Genomic DNA, 25,081 nt, shown 5'->3' on the forward strand with positions numbered 1-25,081 from the left:
GGAGAACGTCCCGGGCACACCCCCGCTCGAGCCTGCCGGACCTGGCGAGACGTGTGGATCAAGCCTTTCGGCCGCTCAAGCCTTCTTGGATCGTGCGTAGTTGACGAGGAAGTGTGCCTCGGCGACCGACAGCCGTTCCAGCTCCTCCGGGGAGACGCTCTCGTTGACCGCGTGGATACGGGCGTCCGGCTCGCTGAGCCCGATCAGCAGGATCTCCGCCTCCGGGTAGAGCGACGCCAGCGTGTTGCACAGCGGGATCGAGCCGCCCATGCCCGATGCCTGCATCTCCTCGCCGGGGTAGGCGACCCGCATCGCCTCCGCCATCGCGGTGTACGCCGGGCTGCCGGTGTCGGCCCGGAACGGCTGGCCCTGGCCGATCTGTTCCACCGAGATCCGCGCACCCCACGGGGTGTGCGCCCGCAGGTGGGCAGTGAGCAGCTTGGTCGCCTCGTCGGCGTCGGCGCCCGGCGGTACCCGCAGGCTGATCTGGGCGCGCGCGCTCGCCTGCACGGACGGGGTGGCGCCCACGACCGGCGGGCAGTCGATGCCGATGACCGTGACGGCCGGGCGCGCCCAGATGCGGTCGGCGACGGTTCCGGTGCCGATCAGCGCGACACCGTCGATGACCCTCGCGTCCTGCCGGAACTCGTCCTCCGCGTACTGCAGGCCGTCCCAGACGGCATCGGCGGGCAGACCGTCGACGGTCGTCGAACCGTCCTCGGCGCGCAGCGAGTCCAGCAGGCGGATCATCGCGGCGAGTGCGTCGGGAGCGGCCCCGCCGAACTGGCCGGAGTGCAGATTGCCCTCGAGGGTGTCCAGCTGCACCCGGAGCATCGTCATACCGCGCAGCGTCGCCGTGACGGTCGGCAGGCCGACCCGGAAATTACCGGTGTCCCCGATGACGACGGCGTCCGCCGTCAGCAGATCGGGGTGTGCCTCGGCGTACCGTTCCAGACCGCCCGTGCCCTGCTCCTCCGAGCCCTCGGCGATCACCTTGACGGACACCGGGATGCCTTCGGTGGCCTTCAGGGCGCGCAGCGCGAGCAGATGCATGATGAATCCGCCCTTGCAGTCCGCGGCGCCCCGTCCGTACCAACGGCCGTCGCGCTCGGTCAGCTCGAAGGGTGGGGAGAGCCAGGCGGACTCGTCCAGTGGCGGCTGCACGTCGTAATGCGCGTAGAGCAGTACGGTCGGCGCGCCCACGGGGCCCGGCAGGAAACCGTAGACCGACTGGGTGCCGTCCGGAGTGTCCAGAAGGGCGACGTCCTGGAAGCCCTCGGTGCGCAGGGCGTCGGCGACCCAGTTCGCCGCGCCCTCGCACTCGCTCTTCGGGAAGACCGCCGGATCCGCCACCGACTGGAAGGCCACCAGCTCGGTCAGCTCCGCGCGGGCGCCGGGCATCAGTGAGGCGATGGTCTCGGCAATCGGATTCGCGGTCATGGGCACGCTCCTCGTGGGTGCGACGTTGGAATACCTGTGCGTGTGTGTACGCCTGAGTACGATTTCGGGCTGACCGATCCTCCCACAGGGTGATCGGTCGACATCGCGCCGTAGGATGCCGTCGACAGCACGGGCCACCGGTCGGATCGGGAGCAGCAGCACATCGTGAGCAGCGAGAACGCAGACGCGGGCACGGAACATGACCAGCCGGTGTGGGACGTGGTGGTGGTCGGCGCGGGCCCGGCCGGGGCCTCGGCGGCCTACGCCTCGGCGGTGACGGGGCGGCGGGTGCTCCTCCTGGAGAAGGCCGAGCTGCCCCGTTACAAGACCTGCGGGGGCGGCATCATCGGCCCGTCGCGCGACTGCCTGCCGCCCGGCTTCGAACTGCCGCTGCGCGACCGGGTGTACGCGGTGACGTTCTCGATGAACGGAAAGCTGACCCGGACCCGTCGCTCCAAGCAGATGCTCTTCGGGCTCATCAACCGCCCGGAATTCGACTTGCAACTGGTGGAGCACGCGCAGAAGGCGGGCGCCGAGCTGCGCACCGGGGTGGCGGTCTCCCGGGTGGAGCAGCACGGCTCAGCGGTGCCCGACCGGCGCACGGTCGCGGTCGTCCTCTCCAGTGGCGAGACGGTGCTGGCACGTGCGGTCGTCGGCGCCGACGGCAGCGCCGGCCGCATAGGAGCCCATGTCGGGGTGAAGATGGACCAGGTGGACCTCGGTCTCGAAGCGGAGATCCCGGTGCCGCCGACGGTCGCCGACGACTGGGCCGGGCGGGTGCTCATCGACTGGGGCCCCATCCCGGGCAGTTACGCCTGGGTGTTCCCCAAGGGCAATACCCTCACGGTCGGCGTGATCTCGGCCCGAGGTGAGGGCGCGGCGACCAAGCGTTATCTCGAGGTCTTCATCGCCCGCCAGGGACTCGCCGGTTTCGAACCGTCCATCTCCTCGGGACACCTGACGCGCTGTCGCAGCGAGGACTCGCCGCTCTCCCGTGGTCGGGTGCTGGTCTGCGGCGACGCGGCCGGGCTGCTGGAACCGTGGACGCGTGAGGGTATCTCCTTCGCGCTGCGCTCGGGCCGGCTCGCGGGTGAGTGGGCGGTCCGGGTCTCCGAGGCGCACGACGCGGTGGATGCCCGCCGGCAGGCGTTGAACTACGCGTTCGCCATCAAGGCCGGGCTCGGCGTGGAGATGGCGGTGGGGCGCCGGATGCTCAAGCTCTTCGAGCGTCGCCCGATGGTGCTGCACGCGGTGATCACCGGATTCCGTCCGGCCTGGAAGGCCTTCGCCGGGATCACCCGTGGCTCGACCTCGCTGGGTGAGCTGGTGCGCACCCATCCGCTGGCCCAGCGTGCGCTGACCGCGATGGACCGCAAGGAGCTCGGCAAGGGCGGTCCGGCGGGGGGCACGGCCGAGGATGCCACGGCTGAGGGCGCCACTGAAGCGGCGGCTGACCTGGCCGAGGGCTCCGGCCAGGACACCGGCAAGGCGGCGACCGGGGCCGAGTGAGCGGTCAGCTCGTCCCGGTGATGCGGAAGACGGGGTGCTTGGGCGCGATCCGGAGCAGTTCCTCGGTGCTCGACTCCGGGCCCACGCCATCGAAGAAGGCGCCTACCTCGGCCTTCCACCGCTTGAGGTAGGCGCGCAGGATTTCCGGCTTCTCGCCGTCGGGGATCTCGGTGGCGGTGAAGGGTTCGGTGTTCCTGCCGAGGAGGAGTTCGCCGCCGCCGGCGGCCCGCATGTTGTGCGTCCACTGGACATGGCCGCGAGGGGCGATCAGATAGCGGCCGTCGTCCAGGGTGAGCACGTTGACCGGGGTGCGGCGCCACTCACCGCTCTTGCGGCCACGCACCGCCAGGACGCGCGATCCCCAGACGCTGACGCCGCGCCGGGTCAGCCAGGCGACGAGACGGTTGAGGACATGGACGGTGAACCAGCCAGGCTTCTTGACGTACGTGGTCATGTGGGTGCCTCTTCGCTGAGTGTGAGCACTGCTCTCTCTGTGGAGCAGTCTGCACGCAGGGGTGAACCATTGCAAGAGCAGTGCTCTTTTTTGTGTATGGCGCTCACGTCCGTGGTCGGTGCTCCGCTTATCTGGCAGACTGCTCACCATGAGTGCTGTCCGAGGAGCCAGGGAACGAGCCCGCGCCGAAGTCACCGCGGCCATCAAGGACGAGGCACGCAGACAACTCGCCGACCAGGGCGCCGCAAAGCTTTCGCTGCGCGCCGTGGCCCGTGAACTGGGCATGGTCTCCTCCGGTCTCTACCGCTACTTCCCCAGTCGCGACGACCTGCTCACCGCCCTCATCGTCGACGCCTATGACGCGATCGGAGAGGCCGCCGAATCCGCACTCGCCGCCGCGGGCCAGGTCAGGGCCGCTGCGCGCTGGGCCGCGGTCTGCGCCGCGGTCCGCCGCTGGGCCATCGGCCACCCCCATGAGTACGCCCTGATCTACGGCTCGCCCGTGCCCGGCTACACCGCACCTCAGGCGACCATCGGCCCGGCGTCCCGGACCGGTCAGGTCCTGATCACCATCGTCCGTGACGCGCACCGCGCCGACGGTCTGGGCCTCCCCGTCATCGCCGGTGAGCTGCGCCCCGAGGCAGAGCGGCTCGCCGCCGCCATCGCGCCGGACCTCCCGCCCCCGGTAGCCGTGGCACTCACAGCCGCCTGGGCGCAGCTCTTCGGCCTCATCTCTTTCGAGATTTTCGGACAGTTCAACCGGTTGGTCGAGGACCGGGACGCGTTCTTCGCACGGGCCGCAGGGCAGCTCGCCGACTCCGTCGGTCTACTCCGGCGGGAGTAGACGCGGTCACCGCGCCGGTCTGACGCCCGGAGAGCATCGCCGGTCTAGCGTTGCCTGTATGGACGAGCCCGGCACGGACGAGCAGCGAGTGCGCAGACGCGGCGGCCGGTCCTGGGCGCAGGGCGGACCGGACGCTTGGAAGCCGTTCTGGGCGGCTTCGTCCAGGGACCGGCTGCCCTGGCGCTCGACCCTCGTGCTGACCGTGATCGTGCTGGGCGGGACGGCTTTCGCCCAGCACGGCCAACTCGGCCAACGTGTCCCGCTCGACGCCTTCGGCCGGTCGCTGCTCCTGCTCGGCCAGGCCTTCCTGCTGCTGCGCCTCAGGCACCCGGTCCTCGTCGCCTGGGCCACCGCCGCTTCCACCCTGGTTTACGTGGGCGCCGGATTTCCGTACGGCCCGGTCTTCCTCACCGTCGCTGTCGGCTGCTTCGCCGCCATCGTGGCGGGGCACCGTCACGCCGCGTGGTCGGCCATCGGCATGCTCTGGGCCGGACATGTAGTGATCGCTCACTGGCTCTACCCCTGGCTGCCGCCATCCGGCGATCACCCGGCGTCCTGGAGCCAGGAACTGGCCGTCGCGGCCTGGGTGCTGGCGGTTCTCGCCGCCTCGGAGCTCGCCCGGGTGCGACGCGAGCAGTGGGCCAGGGAGCGCGCCGAACGGAAGGCGGCCGAGAAACGGCGCAGCGACGAGGAACGGATGCGCATCGCGCGCGAACTCCACGACGTGCTCGCCCACAGCATCTCGGTCATCAATGTGCAGGCCGGGGTGGGTCTCGCGCTCCTTGACGCAGATCCGGAGCAGGCGCGTACCGCACTGACCACCATCAAGGCCGCCAGCAAGGAGGCACTGGGTGAGGTGCGCCAGGTCCTCGACACCCTCCGGGCGCCGGGCGAAGCGCCCAGGGCTCCGGCCCCCGGGCTCGATCGGCTCTCCGAACTCGTCGAGCAAGCACGGTCGGCGGGCCTGACGGTGGACACCGTGACGGAGGGCGTCCCCGTACCGCTCCCGCCAGGTGTCGATCTCGCCGCCTTCCGGATCATCCAGGAGGCGCTCACGAATGTGGTGCGCCACTCCGAGTCCCGGACCGCGCGCGTTGTCCTCGGCTACCCGCCGCGGCGGCTGGTCCTGCGGATCGACGACGCCGGGCCCGCCACCGGAGCCGATGCGGGCGGCAGCGGCAACGGGCTGGTGGGCATGCGAGAGCGGACGGCGGCGCTCGGTGGCACCATCGAAGCGGGCCCGCGACCGGGCGGCGGCTTCCGGGTCGAAGCCGTCATCCCGCTCTCCGGTGAACCGGGCACCGGACCGGCCGGCGCCCCGAAGGAGTCGCTGTGATCCGCGTACTGCTCGCCGACGACCAGTCCTTGGTCAGGGCCGGATTCCGGGCGCTGCTCGGTGCCCAGCCCGACATCGAGGTGGTGGCAGAAGCCGCGGATGGTGTACAGGCGCTGTCCTCGGCTCGCCAACTGCGGCCTGACGTCGTGCTGATGGACATCCGGATGCCGGTGCTCGACGGCCTGGCAGCCACCCGCCGCATCACCGAGGACCGCCACCTCCATGAGGTCAAGGTGGTCATGCTCACCACGTTCGAGCTCGACGAGTACGTGTTCGAGGCGATCCGCTCCGGTGCCTCCGGGTTTCTGGTCAAGGACACCGAGCCGGAGGAACTGGTGCGTGCGGTACGTGCGGTGGTGGAAGGCGACGCTCTGCTGTCGCCGGGGGTGACGCGCCGGCTCATCGCCGAGTTCGCCGCCCGCTCCAAGGAGCCCACGGCCGCCGCGGATCTCGGCGAACTCACGGAACGTGAAAGAGAGGTCATGGCGCTGGTCGGCATCGGGCTCTCCAACGACGACATCGCGCGCAGGCTCGTCGTCAGCCCACTCACCGCCAAGACGCACGTCAGCCGTGCCATGGTGAAACTGGGCGCCCGAGACCGGGCTCAACTGGTGGTGCTCGCCTATGAGTCCGGCCTGGTACGCCCGGGCTGGCTCTGCTGAGGCGGCCTACCACCGAAGCGCCACAGGACGAGCACCACCCGCGCCAGAAAGACGATCACCGCCAGGCCGCCGCCGACCGCGACGAGCAGATGTGCGGTCCTGCTCGGAAGATCGAAGAAGAACAGGGGGCAGACGATGCCGCCGAAGGTGACCGCGGCCACGAACGCCGCGCTCACCCACGCGAAGCCGATCTCCACGGTGATGGCATCCCGCTCCGCCTGCGTCCTTCGCCCCATCCGGCGAGTGTCACAGGACTTCCGACGGCGGGCAAGCAGCTTCCGCGGGAACCAGTACGGTCGGTCTAGGACCAGGTGATTCCGGAATTGTCCCGCCAGAGCCGGGCGAGGGTGCCGTCGCCCGCCACGGACACCGAGGAGAGCGGCCGCCGGTTCCACAGCGTCGAGTAGAGCAGCCCGGCGCTCCCGCTCACCTCACAGTCGGCGCTCCCGATGTCCGTACGGTCCGTCCGCATCGGCTCGGCGGACAGCCGGGCCGTCCACACGTCTCCGGTGTCCGTGGCCCGCACCCGCAGGGTCTTCGGTTCGTTCGTCCGCACCCGGCTCTTGGGCCGCGTGTGGAACATGCGAAGCAGCTCGTCGATGCCGTCCACCGCGAACTCGGGGTCCACCGTGCCGGGCTCCCGCTCCGGCAGGGCGGATTCCGCGTCCAGCCGGTGCACTGCGGTCTCGTGTGCCTGGCGCCGCGCCCAGAAGTCCAGGGGTGACGGCACGGGGACGAAGGTCCAGCACGTCAGGTCGGCCGGCGCCGCTATCAGCGCGCCGACCAGCGAGGCGTGCCCTTCCCCGAACCAGTCGACGAGCGCGTCGCCGTCGAGGTCCGGCTCGCCGCCGTCGGGGTGAAACGTGGTGTACCCCTCCACCACGAATGCCGTCGCCCAGCGGTGCACCATGCCGGTGTGACGCAGCAGATCGCGCACTCGCCAGCCGGGACAGGTGGGTACCTCGGCGTCCGGACCGGCCTCCGCGGCCGCTCGGGCGAGCAACCGCCCGTTCGCTTCCAGGGACTTGATCAGTTCGGCCGTCTTCATCACCATGGGCTCGATTGTGCCAGGGCCTTCATCCTGCCGATGAGGACGCATGACGGGTGGCACAGCCGATGAGGGCGGCCGTCGCGGCGAGCAGCGCCACCGTGGTGAGCGCGACGGGCAGCGAGAGCCGGTCCGCGAGAATGCCGATGACCGGCGGGCCCAGCAGCATCCCGCCGTAACCCAGCGTGGAGGCCGTGGCGACGCCGTTCGGCCCGGCCAGCGCGCCGGCCCTGGCGACCGCCACCGGGAAGCTGTTGGCCAGCCCGAGACCGGCCACCGCGAAACCGAGCAGCGCGGACCAGGTGTTCGTGGCCAGCGCACCGAGCAGCATCCCGGCGGCCGCGAGCGCCGCGCCGGCCACCAGGGTGCGGGTCTGGCCGAGGCGCTCCAGCAGTGCGGTGCCGGTGAGCCGGCCGATGGTCATCGCCAGCGCGAAGACGGAGTACGCGGCGGCAGCTACGCCCGGCTGCGCATGCAGGTCCTGCTTCAGATGCAGGGCGCTCCAGTCGGCCATGGCGCCCTCCCCGTAGGTCGTACAGAGAGCGATCAGCCCGAAGACCAGCATCAGTCGGCGACTCCGGGGGCTCAGCCGCTTCGATCCGGGCGTCCTGACAGCCCCACGGGACGGGACGGCGCCGGACGGCGGCCGGTGGCGCAGCAGTTCGCGGCCGGCCACCGCGGTGACCACCAGTCCGATGACTGTCAGCCCCGTCAGATGCGCCGCGGCCGAAACACGGTCCGCCACCAGTCCGCCGGCACCGGCTCCCACCATGCCGCCCAGGCTGAAGGCGGCGTGGAAGCTCGGCATCACCGGCCGGCGCAGTGCCGTCACCAGATCGACCGCCGCGCTGTTCATCGCGACGTTGACCCCGCCGTAGCCGGCGCCGAAAACCAGCAGGACCAGACCGAGGGCGAGTGCCGAGTGGGTCTGCGCCGGCAGGGCGATGCTCAGCGAGAGCAGCACCCCGCAGGCCACGGTGACCGGATGATTGCCGAACCTCCTGCACAGCCTGCCGGTGAGCACCATGGTGATCACGGCCCCGGCGGAAACTCCGAGCAGCGCCAGACCCAGTGCGCTCGCCGATGCGCCGGTCTGCTGCTTGACGGCGGGGATACGGACCACCCAGCCCGCGAAGAGAAAGCCGTCCAGGGCGAAGAACACGGTGATGGCGATGCGCAGGCGGAGCAGGGAAGGAGGGGCGCCGTCAGCCCTCGGGCCCCCGGACACTGCCGCCCGTCGTTTGTTTAGGTTCGGCACAAAAGAAGGATAGGGGTGGCAGGATGCGCCGACAAGGGCGCTACCGGATCGTCTTCGCCCGCTCAGGATCATGGGAGACTCGCCGTCATGAACGGCAAGGTGACGACGAACCGGACCAAGCTGGAGCGTGGCCGCAGCGCCCTGGGGCCGGCGCTGGAACTGGTCCACACCGGGCGCGCGCCCACCCGTGCGGTGCTCACGGCCGAGTTGGGCGTCACCCGCGCCACCGCTGGCGCCGTCGCCGCCGAACTGGAAGCGCTCGGGCTGATCCAGGTCGACTCCCGCCCGGGAGCTGCGGCCGGATCTCAGGGACGCCCGTCGCATCGGCTCTCGGTCAACGACCAGGGACCCGTCGTGCTCGCGGCCCAGGTGCACGCGGATGGTTTCCGGGCCGCGCTGATCGGGCTCGGTGGCCGGGCGGTGGCGACCTCGCCCGGCTGTGTCACGGTCTCCGCCGATCCGGCGCAAGTGCTCGGGGCCGTGGTCGACGAGGGTGCCGCGCTGCTGCGCGACACCGGTCTGCGCTGCGTCGGGGCGGGGCTGGCCGTTCCGTCTGCGGTGGCCGAACCGGAGGGCACCGCACTCAATCCACTGCATCTCGCCTGGCCCGCAGGTGCTCCGGTCCGCGACATCTTCGCCGACCGGGTCCGCGCGGCGGGCATCCTGGGCCCGGTCTTCACCGGCAACGACGTGAACCTGGCGGCCCTGGCCGAACATCGTCACGGAGCGGGCCGCGGCGCGCAGCATCTGCTCTGCGTGGCCACCGGGCACCGCGGTGTGGGAGGCGCCCTGGTGCTCGACGGCCGCCTGCACACCGGAAGTTCGGGCCTCGCCTTGGAGGTCGGCCATCTCACCGTCAACCCCGAGGGCCGGCCGTGCTACTGCGGCAGCCGCGGCTGCCTGGACGTCGAGACCGACCCGCTCGCCTTCCTCACGGCCGCCGGGCGTACCCCGGGCCCCGAGGTCTCGCTGCTCCAGCAGTCCCGTGACATCCTCCGTACGGAGTACGACGACCCGGGGGTACGGATCGCCGCCCAGGAGATCGTCGACCGGCTCGGCCTGGGCCTCGCCGGGCTGGTGAACATCCTCAACCCCGACCGGATCATCCTCGGCGGACTGCACCGTGCGCTGCTGGACGCCGATCCGGAGCGGCTGCGCGCCGTCGTCGCCGACCGGAGTCTGTGGGGACGCAGCGGCGGCGTGCCCATCCTGCCCTGCACGCTGGACCACAACAGCCTGGTAGGTGCGGCCGAGTTGGCCTGGCAGCCGGTACTCGACGACCCCCTGTCCCTGGTGGGCTGACGCCGGCCGGTCCACCTGCGGCGTGAGTTCAGGAGAAAGCAGTCCCGTCGGGAGCAGTGCCCGGGGCAGCAGTCCCGGCCCGTCATGTACTCCCGCGGTGGTACCCGAGGAGCCGCCGGCCGGACGACGACCAGGGCCCCCTCGCGGGGGGAGGCTCGACATCAGTAAGGAGCCATCCCCAGCGAGGAGATGAACCGATATGAACACCCTGGCTTTTTCCGGCGGCCCGGGCCCGTGGATCCTGCTCTTCCCGCTCTTCTGGGCGGCGGTCGTCTTCACCGTCGTCACCCTGGTGCGCCGCACCGTGGGGCGTGGCCGCAGCGGGCCGTGGCAGGGGCCGGCGCGGGTAGGGGCCGGGCACGGTGAGCAGTCGCCCATCGCGATCCTCGGCCGCCGTTTCGCCACCGGTGAGATCGACGAGGACGAGTACTGGCGCCGGTTGTCGGTCCTGGACGAGCAGTTCGGCCCGGCGTCCAAGGGCGGCGCGGCATGACCAGCGCCACGCTCCCGGCGGGGCGGGGCGACGGCCGCCGGCCGCCCGGTCAGCTCACCAGAGCCGACTGGGCGGCAGCGGCGGCAGGGGCCACGGCGAACGGGCCGGGCGTCGTCGCCCCGTAGAGCGTCTCCACGGCCGCGAGGGTGCCGGAGGCCGAGGCCGGCAGGGTGAACCAGACGACCTTCCCGGCGTCGCCCTGCGGGCGAATGCCCCAGCTCTCGCTGACCGCGGCGATCATCGAGAGCCCACGCCCGCAGGTGGCGAGCTGGTCCGCCGTACTCACCGTAGGAATCCGGGGATCGTGATCGCGGACCGATACCGTCAGCCGGTCGAGCAGCAGATCCATCTCGACGGTGCACAGTTTGTCCGGCTCGGCATGGCGGTGGACGTTGGTGAGCAACTCGGTGACGCCGAGGGCGGCTTGGTCGATGAGCGGGTCGAGATGCCAGTAACGCAATTGGGCCGACACGATTCTACGGACTTGTCCTATGCGCGAGGGCAGAGCCTGGAGCTCCACTGCGCAATGCCTGGCTGGCTGGGTGATCACGGCTGCGACTCCCCGAATGAGGTCCGGAAGAAGACGAAGTGGCCCGGCGGGGGGGTTGTTCTCAGCGTGACCGCCGGTAAACCCTTAGTGATGTGTGTCCAGGGTCGCCCAGGGGGTGCGGCTCCGCAACTCGCGGTCTCCTCAGTGCCGCGCTCCGCGTACCGCCTCCATGAATCGGCCCACCGCTTTCGCGCTGTCCAGCCGCACGTTCCGCTGTCCCATGGTCAGCCGGTAGCGGGTGCCGTTCACGGTCGCGACCATGCGGCCGACCCCGGCGAACCATGGCTTCGCGGCGCTGACGGCGCCGAGCGGCGCGCTGTCGATCTCACGGCCGTTGCTGGTGAGCAGGGCCAGTCGGCCGTCCTTGATCAACACTTGGCCGGCCCGGGTGAGCGAGCGGGGCCACCGTTCGATCCGTACACCCGTCGCGGTGAATTCTGCTTCTGCCATGACTCTTCCTGCCCCCTTCGGATGGGTCTCTCCAGGCAGTCTGACGGGGTGAAGCGCCATGCACCAGTACGCAAAGGCCGCCCGGCCGCATTGGCATGTGCTGGTTCGAGCCGTTATCGCCCAAGCATGTCCTATGGAGCGTCCAAGTCATCGTTTGTGCTGGTGAGGGGAATATTGTGGCGTGTGGCGAGCAGAGTTGACCGGGCGAGGAGAGACACGCGTGAGCACAGCCGAAAAGGGACCGGACGCCGTGGCCGCGGCAACGGCGGACATCGATCGCAGTGATCCGGAGTACCGGGCCTGGCTGAAAGAGGCCGTCCGCAAGGTGCAGGCCGACGCCAACCGTTCGGCCGACACCCATCTGCTGCGCTTCCCGCTTCCCGAGGGGTGGGGCATCGATCTCTACCTCAAGGACGAATCGACGCACCCGACAGGCAGCCTCAAACACCGGCTGGCCCGTTCGCTTTTCCTCTACGGACTGTGCAACGGCTGGATCCGGCCCGGCAAGCCGGTGATCGAGGCTTCCAGTGGCTCCACCGCCGTCTCCGAGGCGTACTTCGCCAAGCTCATCGGTATCCCGTTCATCACGGTGATGCCGCGCACCACCAGCCGGGAGAAGTGCCGTCTGATCGAGTTCCATGGCGGGCAGTGCCATTTCGTGGACGACTCCCGGCGGCTGTACGAGGAGGCGGCCTCCCTCGCCGACGTCACCGGCGGTCACTACGTCGACCAGTTCACCTACGCGGAGCGCGCCACCGACTGGCGAGGCAACAACAACATCGCCGAGTCCATCTACCAGCAGCTGCGGCTGGAGCGGTATCCGGAGCCCGCCTGGATCGTCGCCACCGCCGGAACCGGCGGCACCTCGGCGACGATCGCCCGCTATGTGCACTACATGCAGTACGACACCCGGATCTGTGTCCCCGACCCGGAGAACTCGTGCTTCTTCGACGGCTGGACCCGGGGCGATCCCCTGGCGACCAGTGACTGCGGGTCGCGGATCGAGGGGATCGGCAGGCCCCGTATGGAGCCGAGCTTCGTGCCCGGCGCCATCGACCGGATGATGAAGGTCCCGGACGCGGCCAGCGTCGCCGCGGTCCGCGCGCTGGACCGGGCCATCGGCCGCAAGGCGGGCGGTTCGACCGGTACCGGACTGTGGGGAGCGCTGAAGATCATCGCCGAGATGGTGGCCGAGGGGCGGACGGGCAGCGTGGTGACGCTGCTCTGCGACCCGGGCGACCGCTATCTCGACAAGTACTACTCGGACAGTTGGCTCGAGGAGCAGGGTCTCGACATCGCTCCGTACGCCGCGGCCATCGAGCAGCTCCTGACCACCGGCCGCTGGACGCAGTGAGGCTGCGGCCGGTGGGCCACGGGAGTGAGCCGCACGGCCATGCTGAGCGGATCTCCCCTCAATCCGTCTCGCCCGCCACCACCAGGCCGGGCAGCGACTCGGTGATCTCTTCGCGCGCCCCGGCGGACAATCCGGCATCGGTGACGAAGGTGTCCACGTCCTCCAGCGTCGCGAAGGAACTCAGCCCGACCGTGCCCCACTTGGTGTGGTCGGCCACCACGACCACCCGCCGCGCCGACTGGACGAAACGGCGGTTGGTCTCGGCCTCCGCGAGGTTCGGCGTGGACAGGCCGGCCTCGGCGGATATGCCGTGCACCCCCAGGAAAAGCACATCGAAGTGCAGCGACCGGATCGCCTGGTCGGCGACCGGCCCCACCAGCGAGTCCGACGGCGTACGCACCCCACCGGTCAGCACCACGGTCGCGGCCCCCGGCCGGTGTCCCGTACCGCCGAGCACCTGCTGTGCGGAATGGAACACATCGGCGACCCGCACAGAATTGGTGACGACGGTCAGATCGGGCACATCGAGCAACTGATGAGCAAGAGCGAAGGTCGTGGTCCCGCCCGAGAGAGCGATCGCGCTGCCCGGTACGGCCATGGCCGCGGCGGCCCGCGCGATGTCCTCCTTGGCGCTCAGCTCCAAGCCCGACTTGGCCTCGAACCCCGGTTCGTGCGTCGATGCCTCGACCACCGGCACCGCGCCGCCGTGCACCTTCTCGATGACGCCCTGACGCGCCAGCGCGTCGAGATCCCGGCGGACCGTCATGTCCGAGACCTTCAGCTTGCGGGTGAGTTCATTGACACGAACTCCACCACGCCGCCGGACCTCGTCGATGATCAGGGCACGACGCTGCTCCGCGAGCAGATTCTGATTCTCGCTCACCGACAGGCCCGGTCCTTCCGTTGTCCGGCAGATCCCTCATCCTCGCACGCACAGTTCCCGAATGTGCCACTGGTTGCCAGGGTTGCTCCGCGGGGAGATTCATGAGGAGTCGTAGGGTGGGCCGCCGTCCTACCGGATGGTGGACGCCAGCCGCCGCGACCGTCACCTCGACGAGAGGGAGCCACCGCAGTGTCATCAGCCCCGTCCGCCCGGGAAAGCGCAGGACCTGCGCTCGAACTGCTCGTCCACGGCGTCGGCGGGACCACCCCGCAGGAGATGCTCGGCGATCCGCGTACGGTCCGGGTCAGCGGCGACGAGACGGCGGCGGTCTACCGCTGCGCCGATGACGTGGACGCCGCACAGCACCCCGAGCGGTACCGGGACCGGCCGGTCCCGGAGGCCTATGTCTGGTGCAACCTCACATCGGGCAACGGCTCGCGCGCCCTGTGGCTGCTGCTGCTCCCCTTCATGGTGGTCAACCTCGCCCACTGGATGCTGCCCGCCAGTCACCGGATGCCCAAGTCCGCCCGGCTGTACGGCTTACTGGTGCGGCTCGTCGCGCTCAGCCTCACCGTGCTGCTGGTGGCCGCTGTCTGCGAGGTGGCGCTGGACCTGACGGCCTGGCAGTGCGCGGGCTCGACGGGCTGCTCGAAGGGCAGGTCCTGGCTCGGCTTTCTGTCCGTCGCCCACGGTGGCTGGTGGTCCCAGCCCGGCCGTCGGCTGGCCGTGGCCGCGCTGGCGCCCACCGCCCTGACCGCGCTGCTGTGGTACCTCTCCAACCGCACCTGGAGCGCGTACGAGTCGCAGCAGCCGCTGAGCGGGGAGTTCCACGCCGAGGACGTCGACCCGTCCCACCGTCCCGCACTCGGCCGGCCCGGATTCTGGTACGGACGCCGGCTCGTCGCACGGCTGCGTGCCGCGCACACGGCCGCCGGGTTCCTCACCGTCGCCGCCGCGCTCACGCTCGCCGCCGCCGGATTCGACCGGCGCGCCTCGGGCACGCTCCTGGAGGCCTTCGGCCGGCTGCTCGAGGTGACCCTGCTGATCGCGGCGGCCGTGGTGGTGTGGGTGGTGTGCCGCAGGGGGCGGACCGAGACACGGCTGGACGAGGAACTCGACCGCGCGGTCGTCACCCTGCTGCCGGGGCTCTCGCTCGCCCTGCTCGTGCTCTCCGCCGGGTACGCCGCCTGGTCCAGGCCGGGTTGGGCGTCCCACGGCACACTCCCCGGCGACCGCACGTTCGGGGTCATCACCGTCGCTCAGCTGGCGCTCGTGGTCGTGCTCGGCGCCGTCGCGGTGGTACGCCGCCGCCGGGCCCCCGGCGGCGGCGCCGTGCTCAGGGGTCTCGGCGGACCGGCCGTCGCCCTGCTGGCCTGTGCGCTGGCCGGGGTGATGACGGGCGGGGTCGCCCAGCGGATGGCCGACTGGCTCGACGGGCCCGGCACGCCGGGTATGGGCAGTGCCGGCTCCATCCCCGGACCACCGGTGCTGCTCAGCTGGCAGGCTTCGGTGATCCCGGTCCTGCTGCTGGTCCTGCTGATCCCCGCTGCCGTCTGTGCGGTACGCACCCGGCGCAGCCGCAACCGCATCGCCGAGAAGGTCATGCAGGACTACCCGGGGGAGAGCCCCGACACCGTACGCACCCGGCAGATCGCCGGCGTCCGGGCCCGAGCGCGGCTCACCGACGCCGCGCCGTGGTTCCTCGGGATCATCGCAGTGGTCACCCTGCTGCTCGGGGCGGGCGCGGTGGCCGGCGCCGGGTTGAGCGGGGAGGTGCCGGGCCGGGCGGCCCGGTCGGCACCCGCTCTGATCGCCTCGGCGGCCCAGTCCGTCCAGGCGCTGGGCTCCTGGCTGGTCGGCCTCGGCTTCATACTCTTCGTGACGTGCGGCAGGCGCGCCTACCGTGACGCATCGGCCCGCCGCACCATCGGCATTCTCTGGGACGTCGGCACCTTCTGGCCGCGCGCCGCTCATCCCTTCGCGCCGCCCTGCTACGCCGAGCGCGCCGTTCCCGACCTGACCTGGCGGATGTTCACCTGGACCGATCTCACCGGCGGGCGCCTTGTCATCTCCGGGCACTCCCAGGGGAGCGTCCTGGCGGCGGCCGCGGTCTGGCAACTGCCTGCTCGTACCCGCCGCCGGGTCGCCCTGCTCACCTACGGATCCCCTCTGGAGCGGCTCTACGGGCGGTGGTTCCCGGCGTACTTCGGACCGGTGTGTCTCGATGGCCTGCACCGGGAAGTGCACTGCTGGCGCAACCTGTGGCGCTCCACGGATCCCATCGGCGGCGAGGTGATGCCGGGTGGGGACGTGGACCGGGGGCCACTGCTCGATCCGCTCGCCTATGGCAGAACACGCGACCATCCGCTGCCCGCCCCGATTCTGGGGCACTCCGACTACCAGGCCGACCCGGTCTTCACCGGGGAACGCGCGGCGCTGCTCGCCCGGCTCGCGGTGGCGGTGCCGCACCAGCCCGGCGCGGCGGGCGAGCCCGTGCCGGGCCGGCCCACCACCGTGGACGGCCGGCGCGCAGCGGAGGTCAGGGCAGTTCCGGCAGATCCTCCGGAAAGAGCAGACTGAGATCGTCGGTGGACATCTCGGAGAACTGGGCGACCCGGCCCGCATGCCGTTCCACCATGGACTCAAAGGTCTGGCGGGCGGTGCGGCCGTTGCCGAAGCCGGGTCCCTTGGGGAGCGCCGTGAAGTACTTCAGCAGCGCTTCCGAGGCGCCGTCGCCCAGCCGGTACTCGTGCTCGTCGGCCTGCTGCTCCACGATGCGCAGCAGCTCGTCGGGGGCGTAGTCACCGAAGGTGATGGTCCGTGAGAAGCGGGACGCCACACCGGGGTTGACGCCCAGGAAACGCTCCATCTCCGCGGTGTAGCCGGCGACGATCACCACCACCGCCTCCCGGTGGTCCTCCATCAGCTTCACCAGCGTGTCGATGGCTTCCTTGCCGAAGTCGCGTCCCGAGTCCTCGGGGGAGAGCGCGTACGCCTCGTCGATGAACAGCACGCCGCCGCGTGCCCGGTCGAAGGCCTCCTGGGTGCGGATGGCCGTCGAGCCGATGTGCTCACCGACCAGGTCGACCCGGGACACCTCGACGAGATGCCCACGCTCCAGCACGCCGAGCGAGGCCAGGATCTCGCCGTACAGCCGGGCCACCGTGGTCTTGCCGGTGCCGGGGGAGCCCGTGAACACCAGATGGCGGCGGGCGGACGCGGCCTTGAGGCCCGCTGCCCGGCGCCGCCGACCGATCTCGATCATGTCGGTGAGGGCCCGGACCTCCCGCTTGACGCTCTCCAGCCCGACCAGGGTGTCCAGTTCGCCGAGCACATCCGACGACGACCGTATGGGTTCACCGGCGGCAGCCTTCGCCGGTGCGGCGGGCGCCGTCGGCTCCGCGAGGTGCTGCTCGGGTACCGCGCCGAGCAGTCCGGTGGTCCGGGTCGCCGTCGCCACCACGGGGACCTCCCGCGGCTCGGTCAGCACACCGCTCTCGTCACTGCTGCAGTCCTCCACCACCGGGCCACCGGTCGGCCCTTCGCCCTGCCCGGCGCCGCCGTCGGCGAACTCGTAACCGCCGCGGGCGCACCGCTCGGTGCGGCAGCGGGTCAGGGTGGTGCGGCAGCCGTCTATGACGTGGAAGCCGTATCCGCTGCTGCCGGTCACCCGGCAGTTGTGGAAGGCGCCGCGGCCCTCGGCCGATACGTAGAAGCCGGCCTCGGCGGGCGCGGTGACGGTGCAGCGCTCGATCCTCGGATCGGCGCCCTTGGTGACGATGACTCCGGTCTGGGCGGCATCGATCGTGCAGCCGCTCAGTGTGCCGCCGCTGCCGTGGTCGCGGAACCAGGCACCGGTGGAGACCTCCCGGATACGGCAGTCGTCGAGCTGCGCGGTGGCCCCGTCGCTCACCGACACCGCGGTGTTGCGCACCTGGACGAGATCGCTGTCGACGACGTCCGCGCGGGAGCCGCGGTCGAGTACGAAGAGGGCGTCCGGCACGTCGTGCACCCGGCACGAGTCCAGCACGACGGTCGCACCGTCGCTGACCCAGACAGCCGGGTAGTCGCCCGTACTGTCATGGATCTCGCACTGGTTGGCGTCCACCCGGGTCCCCGGGTCCCAGACCGACAGGCCGTTCCGGCCGAAGCGGCGCACGGTCGACCGGGTCAGTGTCAGCACCGAACGGGACCGCAGATCGACCGCGTTCTCCGGAATGTCATGGATATCGCAATCGGACAGCGTGAGTACGGCGTCGGTGTCGAGGGTGATCCCGTCGGCCGAAGTGCGGTGCACGGTGCAGTCGGTGAGGTGCGCGGCGCCCCGCGAGGCGATTTGGACCCCGGCGCCCTTGATCTCGTACACCTCGCAACCGAACGCCTCGAGACCGCTGCCGTCGCCGGTGACGCTGAGACCCGCGCCGGAGGAGTGGTGGACTCGGCACCGCTCCAGCCGGGGATGTGCTCCGCCGTGCACCGCGATGCCGGACTGACCGGCCGCGACCACTTCGCAGTCCTCGAACAGCCCGCCGGCGCCGTCGAGTACCCCGATGCCGACCCCCGCCGGGTTGTCGACGGTGCAGCGGCGCATGGTCGGCCTGGCCGCCCCGCGCACCTCGATGCCCACGGCCGAGCGGGTGACGATCCGCAGCGTGAGCAGCTCCGGCGTGCCTTCCTCGACGAGCAGCGCGGGTGCCGCCGTGTCCTGGCCCTCGATCTGCAGATCCTGCACGACGGCGGACGCACGTACGGTGAGCGGGATGCCGTCGGCGGGGGCGATCCGAACCGACCCGGTGGCGCCCTCGCTGCCACGCAGTGTGACGGCGTGCCGGACGACGAGATTCTCGCGGTAGGTGCCGGGGGCGACCGTCAGCACATCGCCGTCGCCGGCGGCCTCCAGGGCTGCGGAGAGTGAGGCGTACTCGCCTGTGCGGCGCCGCCACCGCGATGTGCCGGTGTACGTCACCTGGACCGTGCCCTGTGCCATGGCGCTGTTGTGCCCCCACCTCGTGTACGCGACGGATCTCGTCCCACCGTAGCGCGCGCGGGACGCGGGAGTTGACGCAAGCACCGGTCTCAGCTGCCGGTTCCGGTCCGTCCCCAGTCGGGACCGGCTTCGGCCCAGTCCCGGTCGATCTGTACGTAGCGTCGCCGCACGAGCCGCCACACGACCAGTCGCCGGCCTGCCACGATGACTCCCGCCGTCGCCGCGGCGGCACCGAATCCGGCGAGTACCGCGTGAGCCCGTGCCGTGGACGGTGTCATGGGCCGCGTGACGATCTCCCCGTGATCGTCGGTCCATATCCGCAGTCGGTTACCGGGGGAGTCATGACGCTTGACGGTGGAGAGCGCGCCGGTGTGCCGGCTTCCGTCCACGCCCGTCCAGTGTGCGGCGGCCCGGCCGCGCGGAATGGCGTCGGCGATCCCGTCGGGGTTCGGCACCGCGGAGCGGGTGGGCAGCGCACGGATCACCGTGGCGGTCGTCGGATGGCGATGGAGGTGCTGAACCCGCGCAACGTCACCCAGCGCGCGGTCCACGAACGCGCCGCAGAACCAGCCCACGAGCGGACCCGCCAGCACGATCATCACCAAGGCGGCAAGTGCCACCCAGGCCTCGGCCAGGTCGGTCCCGCGGCGCAGCGGGTTGTGCCGCCAGCGCCACACGCCGGAAGCTGTTCGCACGGTCCCTGCACCCCTTCCACGTCCGTCTCGGCCCCACGGGACGACGGCCTGCGCGCGGATGGAGCGGAGAGAGAGAACCTCGCCCCTTCCAACGTGCCCCTACTCCCTGTGAGTTCCCTGGGAGAGGGATCTCATTCGAGATGGATCTCACTCACGGCCGGGTCCATGTCATTCCAAGATGTGCACCGGATCGCCGACCCGGATGACACCCGTCAGCTCGGGGATGAGGTTTTGGCCGAACAGCAGGTCACTGTCCACGCGGCGGTGGCGGGCGAGAGTGCGCAGCGGCTCCTTGCCCCGCTCAGCGGTGAGCTGGTCGGTGGTGGTCACGACACAGCGCCCGCACGGTTTGACCACGCGGAACGGGATGCCGCCGACGGCGATGCGCAGCCAGTCGTCCTCCGCCCAGGGCTCCGCACCGGCCACGACCAGACTCGGCCGGAAACGATCCATCGGCAGCGGGCCCTCGTCGGGGTGATCACCCTGCGCGATGAGCGAGTTGAGCGCGTCCAGCGAAGCAGTCGTGGTGACCAGCAGCGGATAGCCGTCGGCGAGACTGACCGTCTCACCGGGCCGCGCGAACCGCGGATCGATCGCGCGACGGCGCGCGGGGTCGTCGAGGTGGACGAGCCGCACATCAGTGCCGAGATAGGTGCTGAACCACTCATGTGCGCAGGCGGACGCCGGGACAACCTCGATCTTGTCACCGAAAAGCCGCACACCGATGGTGTCTGCCGGCCCCGGCACAGGAAGGCTCAGGGGCTCGCAGCCGGGCGCGGACAGCCGTATTCCCCCGTCGGACAGCGCCTCCGCACCGGCCAACGCCAGGCGTGGCTGCTGGCGTTGGGTGACGACCGTACCTGCTGCGTCCACCAGCATCCACCGGCGATCTCCGGCCGGCCCCCAGGGCTCGACGACTACCGAGTCCGGCGCCTGCCCCGCGAGGGACTTGACCGGATACACGTGGATGCTCTGCAGGACTGCGCGACCGGGTTCAGGCATGTCACGCATCCTGCCACCCGGCGCCGAGTTGCTCAGCGGCGGCTCAGTATCCGCGCCCCGGATACGGGCGGTTGTACGGATCCTCGTACGGCGCGGGCGCTGGACGCTGCGTCACCGGGCGCATCGCCTCGTAACCGGCACCGCCCGCCGGACGCTGCTGCTGGGGGTACTGCTGAGGTCCCGGATAACCGCGGGGGGCCGAGGCCTGCTGCGGGATGTACGGGGCCTGCGCGTGCTGCATCGGCACCGGCTGTGCCATGGCCTGCGGATAACCGTAGGCGGGGGCGTGCTGGGAGGGGCCGGCGGGCAGCGCGGGCAATGCGGACGGCAGAGCCGGCAGATAACTGTTGCCGGTGTCGTAAGCGGACGGGACTCGGATCGGAGCGATCTGAGGGGTGCCCCGCTCTGCGACGAGAGAATCGTAGATAGGGGTGTCCGGGAAAGACGGCGCGGAGTAGTAACCGCCGCCGTAGGTCGCACGGGGGGACGTCATGGCACATAAGTAAAGCCCACGATGTGCTGATTGGGGAGACCGATAAGAGGGTTGTTTCGCGTGTTGCGAGTGACTGTGGATCCCCAATGCGAGCGAACTTGGCAAAAACGGTCGTCCTCGTGGGATCGAATCAGGTAGTGGCCTGCTCGCGGCGGGTTACCGACGGGTTGCGGGTGCGCCGACCGACGATCTTCCCGGATCGCTCGGCAGCGCTAGGAGCAGCGCACCCGGGACACCTGCGATTAGGTTGGTGGTGCGCAAGATTTCGGCTTCACGGCGCCAGTTGGGGGCGAGCATGTCAATGCTTAAGGGAACCAACGTTCCTGTGTCGGCTCAGGCCGTGCGGGTCGAATTGGGTTGGAGGCCGGGCCCGGGAGTCCCGGACGTCGATGCGTCGGCACTCCTGCTGGTGTCGGGGAAGGTGCGTACCGACGCCGACTTCGTGTTCTACAACCAGCCGGCGCACGCTTCCGGCTCGGTCCGTCACGAAGGAAAGAGGCCGGTCGACGATCTGATGACCGATACCCTCGCCGTCGACCTCACCCGGGTGGAGGGCGCCGTGGACCGTGTGGTCCTCGCCGCATCGGCCGACGGCGGTACCTTCGGACAAGTCCCCGGTCTCTGCATCCGGCTGCTCGACGCCGCGAGCGGCGCGGAGATCGCACGGTTCGACAGCCAGGACGCCACGGTCGAGACGGCCTTCCTGCTCGGTGAGCTCTACCGGCGCCAGGGTGCCTGGAAGTTCCGCGCGGTCGGGCAGGGATACGGCAGCGGGCTCGAAGGGCTGGCCACGGACTTCGGGATCAGCGTGGACGAGGGCCGGCAGCCCGCTCCAGCCGCCCCGACGATGCCCGCCCCCATGACGCCGCCCGCCCCGCCCCCGCCCGCTCCACCCGCACCCCCGACGCCTCCACCCGTGACACCGCAAGCGGCTCCCGCACCGCCGCCGCCCGCGACCGCGCCGACGCCGTCGCCGGTACGGCTCAGCAAGGTCACCCTCACGAAGGAGGCACCCAGAGTCTCCCTCGCCAAACAGGGCGGCACCTCGGGCTCCATGCGGATCAATCTGAACTGGGAGGTGCGCAAGCAGTTCAAGAGCTGGGGTGCCAAGCTCGGCAGGGCGGTAGCCATGCATGCCGACCTCGACCTCGACCTCTGCGCGCTGTACGAGCTGACCGACGGCCGGAAAGGCGTCGTCCAGGCGCTGGGTAACGCCTTCGGGTCGCTGAGCCGGCCGCCGTACATCCACCTCGACGGTGACGACCGCACCGGTTCCGTGTCCACCGGCGAGAACATCACGATCAACCTCGACCGGATGGACCAACTCCGCCGGATTCTCGTCTTCGTGACGATTTACGAGGGGGCCAGGAGCTTCGCCGACCTGCATGCGACGGTCACCCTCCAGCCGCAGCACGGCGCGGCGATCGACTTCTCGCTCGACGAGTGCACCGTGCCGTCCACGGTCTGCGCGCTCGCCCTGATCACCAACAACGGCGGCGACCTCGTCGTCCAGCGCGAGGCCCGGTACCTGGTGCCCGACCGCCGGGTCAGCCCGCAGCGTACGGTCGACCAGGCTTACGGCTGGGGAATGAACTGGACTCCCGGGAGGAAGTAGAGCCGTCCGGCGAATGGGGGCCGCGTCAGTGGTCTCGAGCCGCCTCGGGGCCGGCATTCCGCTCGGGCCGGGCGTAGGTCCTGCCCTTCCAGGCGGCGCCCCGCCCACGGTAGTGCTGAACCGCCGAATCCACCGTCATCAGGAGATACAGCAGCGCGGTGAACGGCAGCAGCGGCGCCGGCCACAGCGACTGCCGGTAGTAACGCAGCATCGGCAGATAGGTGCCCGCCATCACCAGCCAGGCGAGTCCCCCCGCCCAGGCGGCCGGCGCGTCGTGCGACCGCAGCCCGGCCACCAGGGTGACGGGCGGCGCCAGATAGATCAGCGCAAGGCCGAGGACGGTGCCCAGGAGCAGCAGAACGTTGTGCCGGAGCTGCGCATAGGCACTCCGCGAGATCATCCGCCACAGATCGCCGAGGCCGGGATACGGGCGCACGCTGTCCACTCGTTCGGCGAGGCCGAGCCAGATGCGGCCGCCACTGCGCTGCACAGCCCTGGCGAGTGACACATCGTCGATCACGGCCTGCCTGATGGAGTCGGGGATGCGCGCCCGTTCGGCGGCCGCGGTGCGCAGCAGCACGCAGCCGCCGGCCGCGGCAGCGGTGGCGCCCGGCCTGTTGACCCACCGGAAGGGGTAGAGCTGGGCGAAGAAGTACACGAAGGCGGGCACCACCAGGCGCTCCCAGAGGCTCGCCACGCGCAACCGCGCCATCTGCGAGACCAGATCGAGGTCGCACGACACGGCGGCCGACACCAACTCGCGGAGGCTGTCCGGTTCATGCGCGATATCGGCGTCCGTCAGCAGCAGGTACTCCGGCTCGTGCGCCCGGGCCAGCTCGATTCCGTACCGGAGCGCCCACAGCTTCCCGGTCCAGCCGGCAGGGGGTTCGCCGGGGGAGACCACGGTGAGCGGCAAACCGCGGCCCCGTGCCGCCAGGGCTCCGGCCAGCTCGCCGGTCCCGTCGGTGCTGCCGTCGTCGACCAGGAAGATCTCGGCGTCGCCCGGGTAGTCCTGTGCCAGGAGCGAGGGCAGACTCATCGGGAGGACCGCCGCCTCGTCCCTCGCCGGCACCACCACGGCCACGGAGGGCCAGTCGGCCGGATCGGTACGCGGCGGCAGCCGCTGGTCCGTACGCCAGAACAGGCCCTGCCCCAGCAGCAGCCACATCCATACGGCCAGCGATCCGACGGCGATCCAGGCAACGACGCTCATCCGCGCAGTCTGCCCCACCGAGGCCGGTGCACGCGGGCCGTCGACTAAGGTGACCGGGTGAAGATCGCACTGATGGATTCAGGAATCGGACTGCTCGCGGCGGCCGCCGTGGTGCGGGAGCTGCGGCCCGACGCCGATCTGGTGCTCTCCTGCGATCCCGACGGAATGCCCTGGGGCCCCCGCGCCCCGCATGACATCACGGCTCACGCGCTGGCCGTGGCGAGGACCGCCGCCGAACACCGGCCCGACGCACTGATCGTCGCCTGCAACACCGCGTCCGTCCACGCACTGTCCGCGCTGCGCGCCGAACTGGAGCCCGACATTCCGGTCATCGGCACGGTGCCCGCCATCAAGCCGGCCGCCGCGGACGGCGGATCGGTGGCCATCTGGGCGACCCCGGCGACCACCGGCAGCCCCTATCAGCGTGACCTGATCCGCCGGTTCGCGACCGGCGCCGAAGTCACCGAAGTGCCCTGCCCGGGACTGGCCGACGCGGTCGAGCACGCCGACGAGGACGCCATCGGCCGCGCCGTCGCCGCCGCGGCCGCCCTCACTCCATCGGGTGTACGGGCCGTCGTCCTCGGCTGCACCCACTTCGAGCTGGTGGCCGAGCGGATCCGCACGGCCGTCCGGCGCCCGGAAGGGCCGGACGTCGACCTGTACGGGTCGGCCGGCGCCGTGACCGCGCAGGCGTTGCGCCGTATCGGCGCCGGACCCGCTCCCCAGGCCGCGCCCAGCGGCGTCCTCACCGTGCTGCTCAGCGGACGCCCGGCGGAGCTGCCGGCCGAGGCGCTGCGGTACCCGGAAGGCCTGCTGCTGCGGGCGGTCGGCGCGGCGGTCCGAACCGGATAGCCCCCGACGCGTCACAGCCGGGTCCCCGGATGATGGGTACGCTGCAACGCATGACGGACCCCATCGAGCCCCCTCCCCGGGTCTGGACCGGCCGTGCGACCAACCGTGCGCAGTGGCTGCTCTCGGCCGCCGGCGCGGCGTGCCTGGCCCTCGGTATCGAACTGGCGGTGGACTCCGCCTGGACCTCGGGCAACGTGCCGCTGGCGATGGCCGTGGTCGGCTGTGTCGCCGCCGGCCTGCTGATGCTCTACGGCACGCTCGCCTTCGTCCATGTGGCGGTGCACATCGACGAGGACTGCTTCGAGGTGCGCTGCGGATACATGGGCGTGCCGCGCAGGCGCATCCTGCTCGCCCATGTGGTCGGCGCGGAGTTCGCCCCGAGAGTGACCCCCCGTCAGTGGGGCGGATGGGGATACCGCTGGCACCCGGAGAACGGCATGGCCGTGGTGGTGCGCCGCGGGGAAGGACTCGTTCTCACCCTCGGTGACGGGCGGAGTTTCACCGTCACGGTCGACGACGCGGAGGCCGGCGTCCGCATCCTCCGTGACCGGCTCCGCCTGTCGCCCGGCGGAAGGCCCTCCGGGGCCTGAGAGTGGTGCCGGCGGACCGGGCGGACCCCGCCCTCCGTCCGTCGTGCGGAC

24 protein-coding genes are annotated in these 25,081 nt (G+C 70.9%); 11 read left to right on the forward strand and 13 right to left on the reverse strand.

The features are described 5' to 3' along the window. Nucleotides 1-75 precede the first annotated feature (75 nt). Nucleotides 76-1,440, reverse strand: coding sequence for a dipeptidase (locus AB0M87_RS13180; RefSeq protein ID WP_365852067.1), 1,365 nt, complete (start codon nt 1,438-1,440; stop codon nt 76-78). 165 nt (nt 1,441-1,605) lie between these two features. Between AB0M87_RS13180 and AB0M87_RS13185 the strand changes: the two genes are divergently transcribed. Then, nucleotides 1,606-2,949 carry a geranylgeranyl reductase family protein gene (locus AB0M87_RS13185; protein ID WP_365852069.1) on the forward strand — a complete coding sequence of 448 codons (1,344 nt, stop codon included), beginning with the start codon at nt 1,606-1,608 and terminating at the stop codon, nt 2,947-2,949. Nucleotides 2,950-2,953: 4 nt separating this feature from the next. On the opposite strand, the gene AB0M87_RS13190 is transcribed toward AB0M87_RS13185, so the two are convergent. Further along, nucleotides 2,954-3,403, reverse strand: coding sequence for a nitroreductase family deazaflavin-dependent oxidoreductase (locus AB0M87_RS13190; RefSeq protein ID WP_365852071.1), 450 nt, complete (start codon nt 3,401-3,403; stop codon nt 2,954-2,956). A gap of 148 nt (nt 3,404-3,551) precedes the next feature. On the opposite strand from AB0M87_RS13190, the gene AB0M87_RS13195 reads away from it, so the two are divergent. Genes AB0M87_RS13195 through AB0M87_RS13205 form a run of 3 tightly spaced genes read left to right on the forward strand, consistent with a single transcriptional unit; the run spans nt 3,552 to nt 6,245 of the window. Next, nucleotides 3,552-4,247 carry a TetR/AcrR family transcriptional regulator gene (locus AB0M87_RS13195; protein ID WP_365852073.1) on the forward strand — a complete coding sequence of 232 codons (696 nt, stop codon included), beginning with the start codon at nt 3,552-3,554 and terminating at the stop codon, nt 4,245-4,247. 58 nt (nt 4,248-4,305) lie between these two features. Next, complete coding sequence (locus AB0M87_RS13200; protein ID WP_365852075.1) at nt 4,306-5,583, forward strand: sensor histidine kinase; 1,278 nt, start codon at nt 4,306-4,308, stop codon at nt 5,581-5,583. Beyond that, on the forward strand, nt 5,580-6,245 hold the full coding sequence (locus tag AB0M87_RS13205; protein ID WP_365852077.1) for a response regulator transcription factor: 666 nt from the start codon (nt 5,580-5,582) through the stop codon (nt 6,243-6,245). The genes AB0M87_RS13200 and AB0M87_RS13205 overlap by 4 nt, the downstream gene beginning before the upstream one ends. Here the strand turns inward: AB0M87_RS13205 and AB0M87_RS13210 are convergent. From AB0M87_RS13210 to AB0M87_RS13220, 3 genes are all read right to left on the reverse strand, one after another. Further along, on the reverse strand, nt 6,206-6,481 hold the full coding sequence (locus AB0M87_RS13210; protein ID WP_365852079.1) for a DUF6332 family protein: 276 nt from the start codon (nt 6,479-6,481) through the stop codon (nt 6,206-6,208). The genes AB0M87_RS13205 and AB0M87_RS13210 overlap by 40 nt on opposite strands. A gap of 65 nt (nt 6,482-6,546) precedes the next feature. Continuing rightward, nucleotides 6,547-7,293 carry a maleylpyruvate isomerase family mycothiol-dependent enzyme gene (locus AB0M87_RS13215; protein WP_365852663.1) on the reverse strand — a complete coding sequence of 249 codons (747 nt, stop codon included), beginning with the start codon at nt 7,291-7,293 and terminating at the stop codon, nt 6,547-6,549. Between the two features lie 28 nt (nt 7,294-7,321). Further along, nucleotides 7,322-8,551: an MFS transporter gene (locus AB0M87_RS13220; RefSeq protein ID WP_365852081.1), complete on the reverse strand. Its 1,230-nt coding sequence runs from the start codon at nt 8,549-8,551 to the stop codon at nt 7,322-7,324. Between the two features lie 87 nt (nt 8,552-8,638). Between AB0M87_RS13220 and AB0M87_RS13225 the strand changes: the two genes are divergently transcribed. Together AB0M87_RS13225 and AB0M87_RS13230 are read left to right on the forward strand one after the other, a co-directional pair. Further along, nucleotides 8,639-9,853, forward strand: a complete 1,215-nt coding sequence (locus AB0M87_RS13225) for an ROK family protein (RefSeq protein ID WP_365852083.1) — start codon at nt 8,639-8,641, stop codon at nt 9,851-9,853. 199 nt (nt 9,854-10,052) lie between these two features. Then, nucleotides 10,053-10,346, forward strand: a complete 294-nt coding sequence (locus AB0M87_RS13230; protein WP_365852085.1) for an SHOCT domain-containing protein — start codon at nt 10,053-10,055, stop codon at nt 10,344-10,346. A 49-nt stretch (nt 10,347-10,395) separates the two neighbouring features. Here the strand turns inward: AB0M87_RS13230 and AB0M87_RS13235 are convergent, their stop codons facing one another. Together AB0M87_RS13235 and AB0M87_RS13240 are read right to left on the reverse strand one after the other, a co-directional pair. After that, complete coding sequence (locus AB0M87_RS13235) at nt 10,396-10,896, reverse strand: ATP-binding protein (RefSeq protein ID WP_365852087.1); 501 nt, start codon at nt 10,894-10,896, stop codon at nt 10,396-10,398. 141 nt (nt 10,897-11,037) lie between these two features. Then, entirely contained in the window at nt 11,038-11,346 is a 309-nt protein-coding gene (locus AB0M87_RS13240; protein WP_365852089.1) for a hypothetical protein, read from the reverse strand. Nucleotides 11,347-11,566: 220 nt separating this feature from the next. On the opposite strand from AB0M87_RS13240, the gene AB0M87_RS13245 reads away from it, so the two are divergent. Next, a complete protein-coding gene (locus AB0M87_RS13245; RefSeq protein WP_365852091.1) occupies nt 11,567-12,700 on the forward strand; it encodes a PLP-dependent cysteine synthase family protein in 1,134 nt (377 codons plus the stop codon). Nucleotides 12,701-12,758: 58 nt separating this feature from the next. On the opposite strand, the gene AB0M87_RS13250 is transcribed toward AB0M87_RS13245, so the two are convergent. After that, a complete protein-coding gene (locus AB0M87_RS13250; RefSeq protein ID WP_365852093.1) occupies nt 12,759-13,583 on the reverse strand; it encodes a DeoR/GlpR family DNA-binding transcription regulator in 825 nt (274 codons plus the stop codon). Nucleotides 13,584-13,772: 189 nt separating this feature from the next. On the opposite strand from AB0M87_RS13250, the gene AB0M87_RS13255 reads away from it, so the two are divergent. Continuing rightward, complete coding sequence (locus tag AB0M87_RS13255; RefSeq protein WP_365852095.1) at nt 13,773-16,163, forward strand: hypothetical protein; 2,391 nt, start codon at nt 13,773-13,775, stop codon at nt 16,161-16,163. Here AB0M87_RS13255 and AB0M87_RS13260 read toward each other — a convergent pair. The 4 genes from AB0M87_RS13260 to AB0M87_RS13275 form a co-directional block, all read right to left on the reverse strand. Continuing rightward, nucleotides 16,123-18,570: a right-handed parallel beta-helix repeat-containing protein gene (locus AB0M87_RS13260; RefSeq protein WP_365852097.1), complete on the reverse strand. Its 2,448-nt coding sequence runs from the start codon at nt 18,568-18,570 to the stop codon at nt 16,123-16,125. The two genes, AB0M87_RS13255 and AB0M87_RS13260, sit on opposite strands and share 41 nt — an antisense overlap. Before the next feature lie 89 nt (nt 18,571-18,659). Beyond that, the gene (locus AB0M87_RS13265) at nt 18,660-19,265 is read right to left on the reverse strand and encodes a hypothetical protein (RefSeq protein ID WP_365852099.1); all 606 of its coding nucleotides are present in this window, start codon (nt 19,263-19,265) and stop codon (nt 18,660-18,662) included. Between the two features lie 168 nt (nt 19,266-19,433). Next, nucleotides 19,434-20,267, reverse strand: coding sequence for an MOSC N-terminal beta barrel domain-containing protein (locus AB0M87_RS13270; RefSeq protein ID WP_365852101.1), 834 nt, complete (start codon nt 20,265-20,267; stop codon nt 19,434-19,436). A 43-nt stretch (nt 20,268-20,310) separates the two neighbouring features. Continuing rightward, nucleotides 20,311-20,760 (reverse strand): DUF6643 family protein, encoded by a 450-nt coding sequence (locus AB0M87_RS13275; RefSeq protein WP_365852103.1) that lies wholly within the window; start codon nt 20,758-20,760, stop codon nt 20,311-20,313. 295 nt (nt 20,761-21,055) lie between these two features. Here AB0M87_RS13275 and AB0M87_RS13280 point away from each other — a divergent pair, with 295 nt between their 5' ends. Next, nucleotides 21,056-22,375, forward strand: coding sequence for a TerD family protein (locus tag AB0M87_RS13280; protein WP_365852105.1), 1,320 nt, complete (start codon nt 21,056-21,058; stop codon nt 22,373-22,375). A 25-nt stretch (nt 22,376-22,400) separates the two neighbouring features. Here the strand turns inward: AB0M87_RS13280 and AB0M87_RS13285 are convergent, their stop codons facing one another. Further along, entirely contained in the window at nt 22,401-23,588 is a 1,188-nt protein-coding gene (locus AB0M87_RS13285) for a glycosyltransferase (protein ID WP_365852107.1), read from the reverse strand. Nucleotides 23,589-23,645: 57 nt separating this feature from the next. Here AB0M87_RS13285 and AB0M87_RS13290 point away from each other — a divergent pair, with 57 nt between their 5' ends. Together AB0M87_RS13290 and AB0M87_RS13295 are read left to right on the forward strand one after the other, a co-directional pair. After that, nucleotides 23,646-24,440: an aspartate/glutamate racemase family protein gene (locus tag AB0M87_RS13290; protein WP_365852109.1), complete on the forward strand. Its 795-nt coding sequence runs from the start codon at nt 23,646-23,648 to the stop codon at nt 24,438-24,440. A gap of 50 nt (nt 24,441-24,490) precedes the next feature. After that, entirely contained in the window at nt 24,491-25,030 is a 540-nt protein-coding gene (locus AB0M87_RS13295) for a hypothetical protein (RefSeq protein ID WP_365852111.1), read from the forward strand. Nucleotides 25,031-25,081: the final 51 nt, after the last annotated feature.

Origin of the sequence: Streptomyces sp. NPDC051320 (genome assembly GCF_040682175.1) — a bacterium.
In the GTDB taxonomy this organism is placed as follows: domain Bacteria; phylum Actinomycetota; class Actinomycetes; order Streptomycetales; family Streptomycetaceae; genus Streptomyces.

Excerpts from the sequence above, each read along its gene's own strand:
- AB0M87_RS13285 (WP_365852107.1), bottom strand. The coding sequence starts at position 23,588 with ATGAGCGTCGTTGCCTGGATCGCCGTCGGATCGCTGGCCGTATGGATG.
- AB0M87_RS13210 (WP_365852079.1), bottom strand. The coding sequence starts at position 6,481 with ATGGGGCGAAGGACGCAGGCGGAGCGGGATGCCATCACCGTGGAGATC.
- AB0M87_RS13200 (WP_365852075.1), top strand. The coding sequence starts at position 4,306 with ATGGACGAGCCCGGCACGGACGAGCAGCGAGTGCGCAGACGCGGCGGC.
- AB0M87_RS13180 (WP_365852067.1), bottom strand. The coding sequence starts at position 1,440 with ATGACCGCGAATCCGATTGCCGAGACCATCGCCTCACTGATGCCCGGC.
- AB0M87_RS13260 (WP_365852097.1), bottom strand. The coding sequence starts at position 18,570 with ATGGCACAGGGCACGGTCCAGGTGACGTACACCGGCACATCGCGGTGG.
- AB0M87_RS13190 (WP_365852071.1), bottom strand. The coding sequence starts at position 3,403 with ATGACCACGTACGTCAAGAAGCCTGGCTGGTTCACCGTCCATGTCCTC.
- AB0M87_RS13270 (WP_365852101.1), bottom strand. The coding sequence starts at position 20,267 with ATGCCTGAACCCGGTCGCGCAGTCCTGCAGAGCATCCACGTGTATCCG.
- AB0M87_RS13225 (WP_365852083.1), top strand. The coding sequence starts at position 8,639 with ATGAACGGCAAGGTGACGACGAACCGGACCAAGCTGGAGCGTGGCCGC.
- AB0M87_RS13195 (WP_365852073.1), top strand. The coding sequence starts at position 3,552 with ATGAGTGCTGTCCGAGGAGCCAGGGAACGAGCCCGCGCCGAAGTCACC.
- AB0M87_RS13230 (WP_365852085.1), top strand. The coding sequence starts at position 10,053 with ATGAACACCCTGGCTTTTTCCGGCGGCCCGGGCCCGTGGATCCTGCTC.
- AB0M87_RS13215 (WP_365852663.1), bottom strand. The coding sequence starts at position 7,293 with ATGAAGACGGCCGAACTGATCAAGTCCCTGGAAGCGAACGGGCGGTTG.
- AB0M87_RS13280 (WP_365852105.1), top strand. The coding sequence starts at position 21,056 with ATGTCAATGCTTAAGGGAACCAACGTTCCTGTGTCGGCTCAGGCCGTG.
- AB0M87_RS13240 (WP_365852089.1), bottom strand. The coding sequence starts at position 11,346 with ATGGCAGAAGCAGAATTCACCGCGACGGGTGTACGGATCGAACGGTGG.
- AB0M87_RS13275 (WP_365852103.1), bottom strand. The coding sequence starts at position 20,760 with ATGACGTCCCCCCGTGCGACCTACGGCGGCGGTTACTACTCCGCGCCG.
- AB0M87_RS13295 (WP_365852111.1), top strand. The coding sequence starts at position 24,491 with ATGACGGACCCCATCGAGCCCCCTCCCCGGGTCTGGACCGGCCGTGCG.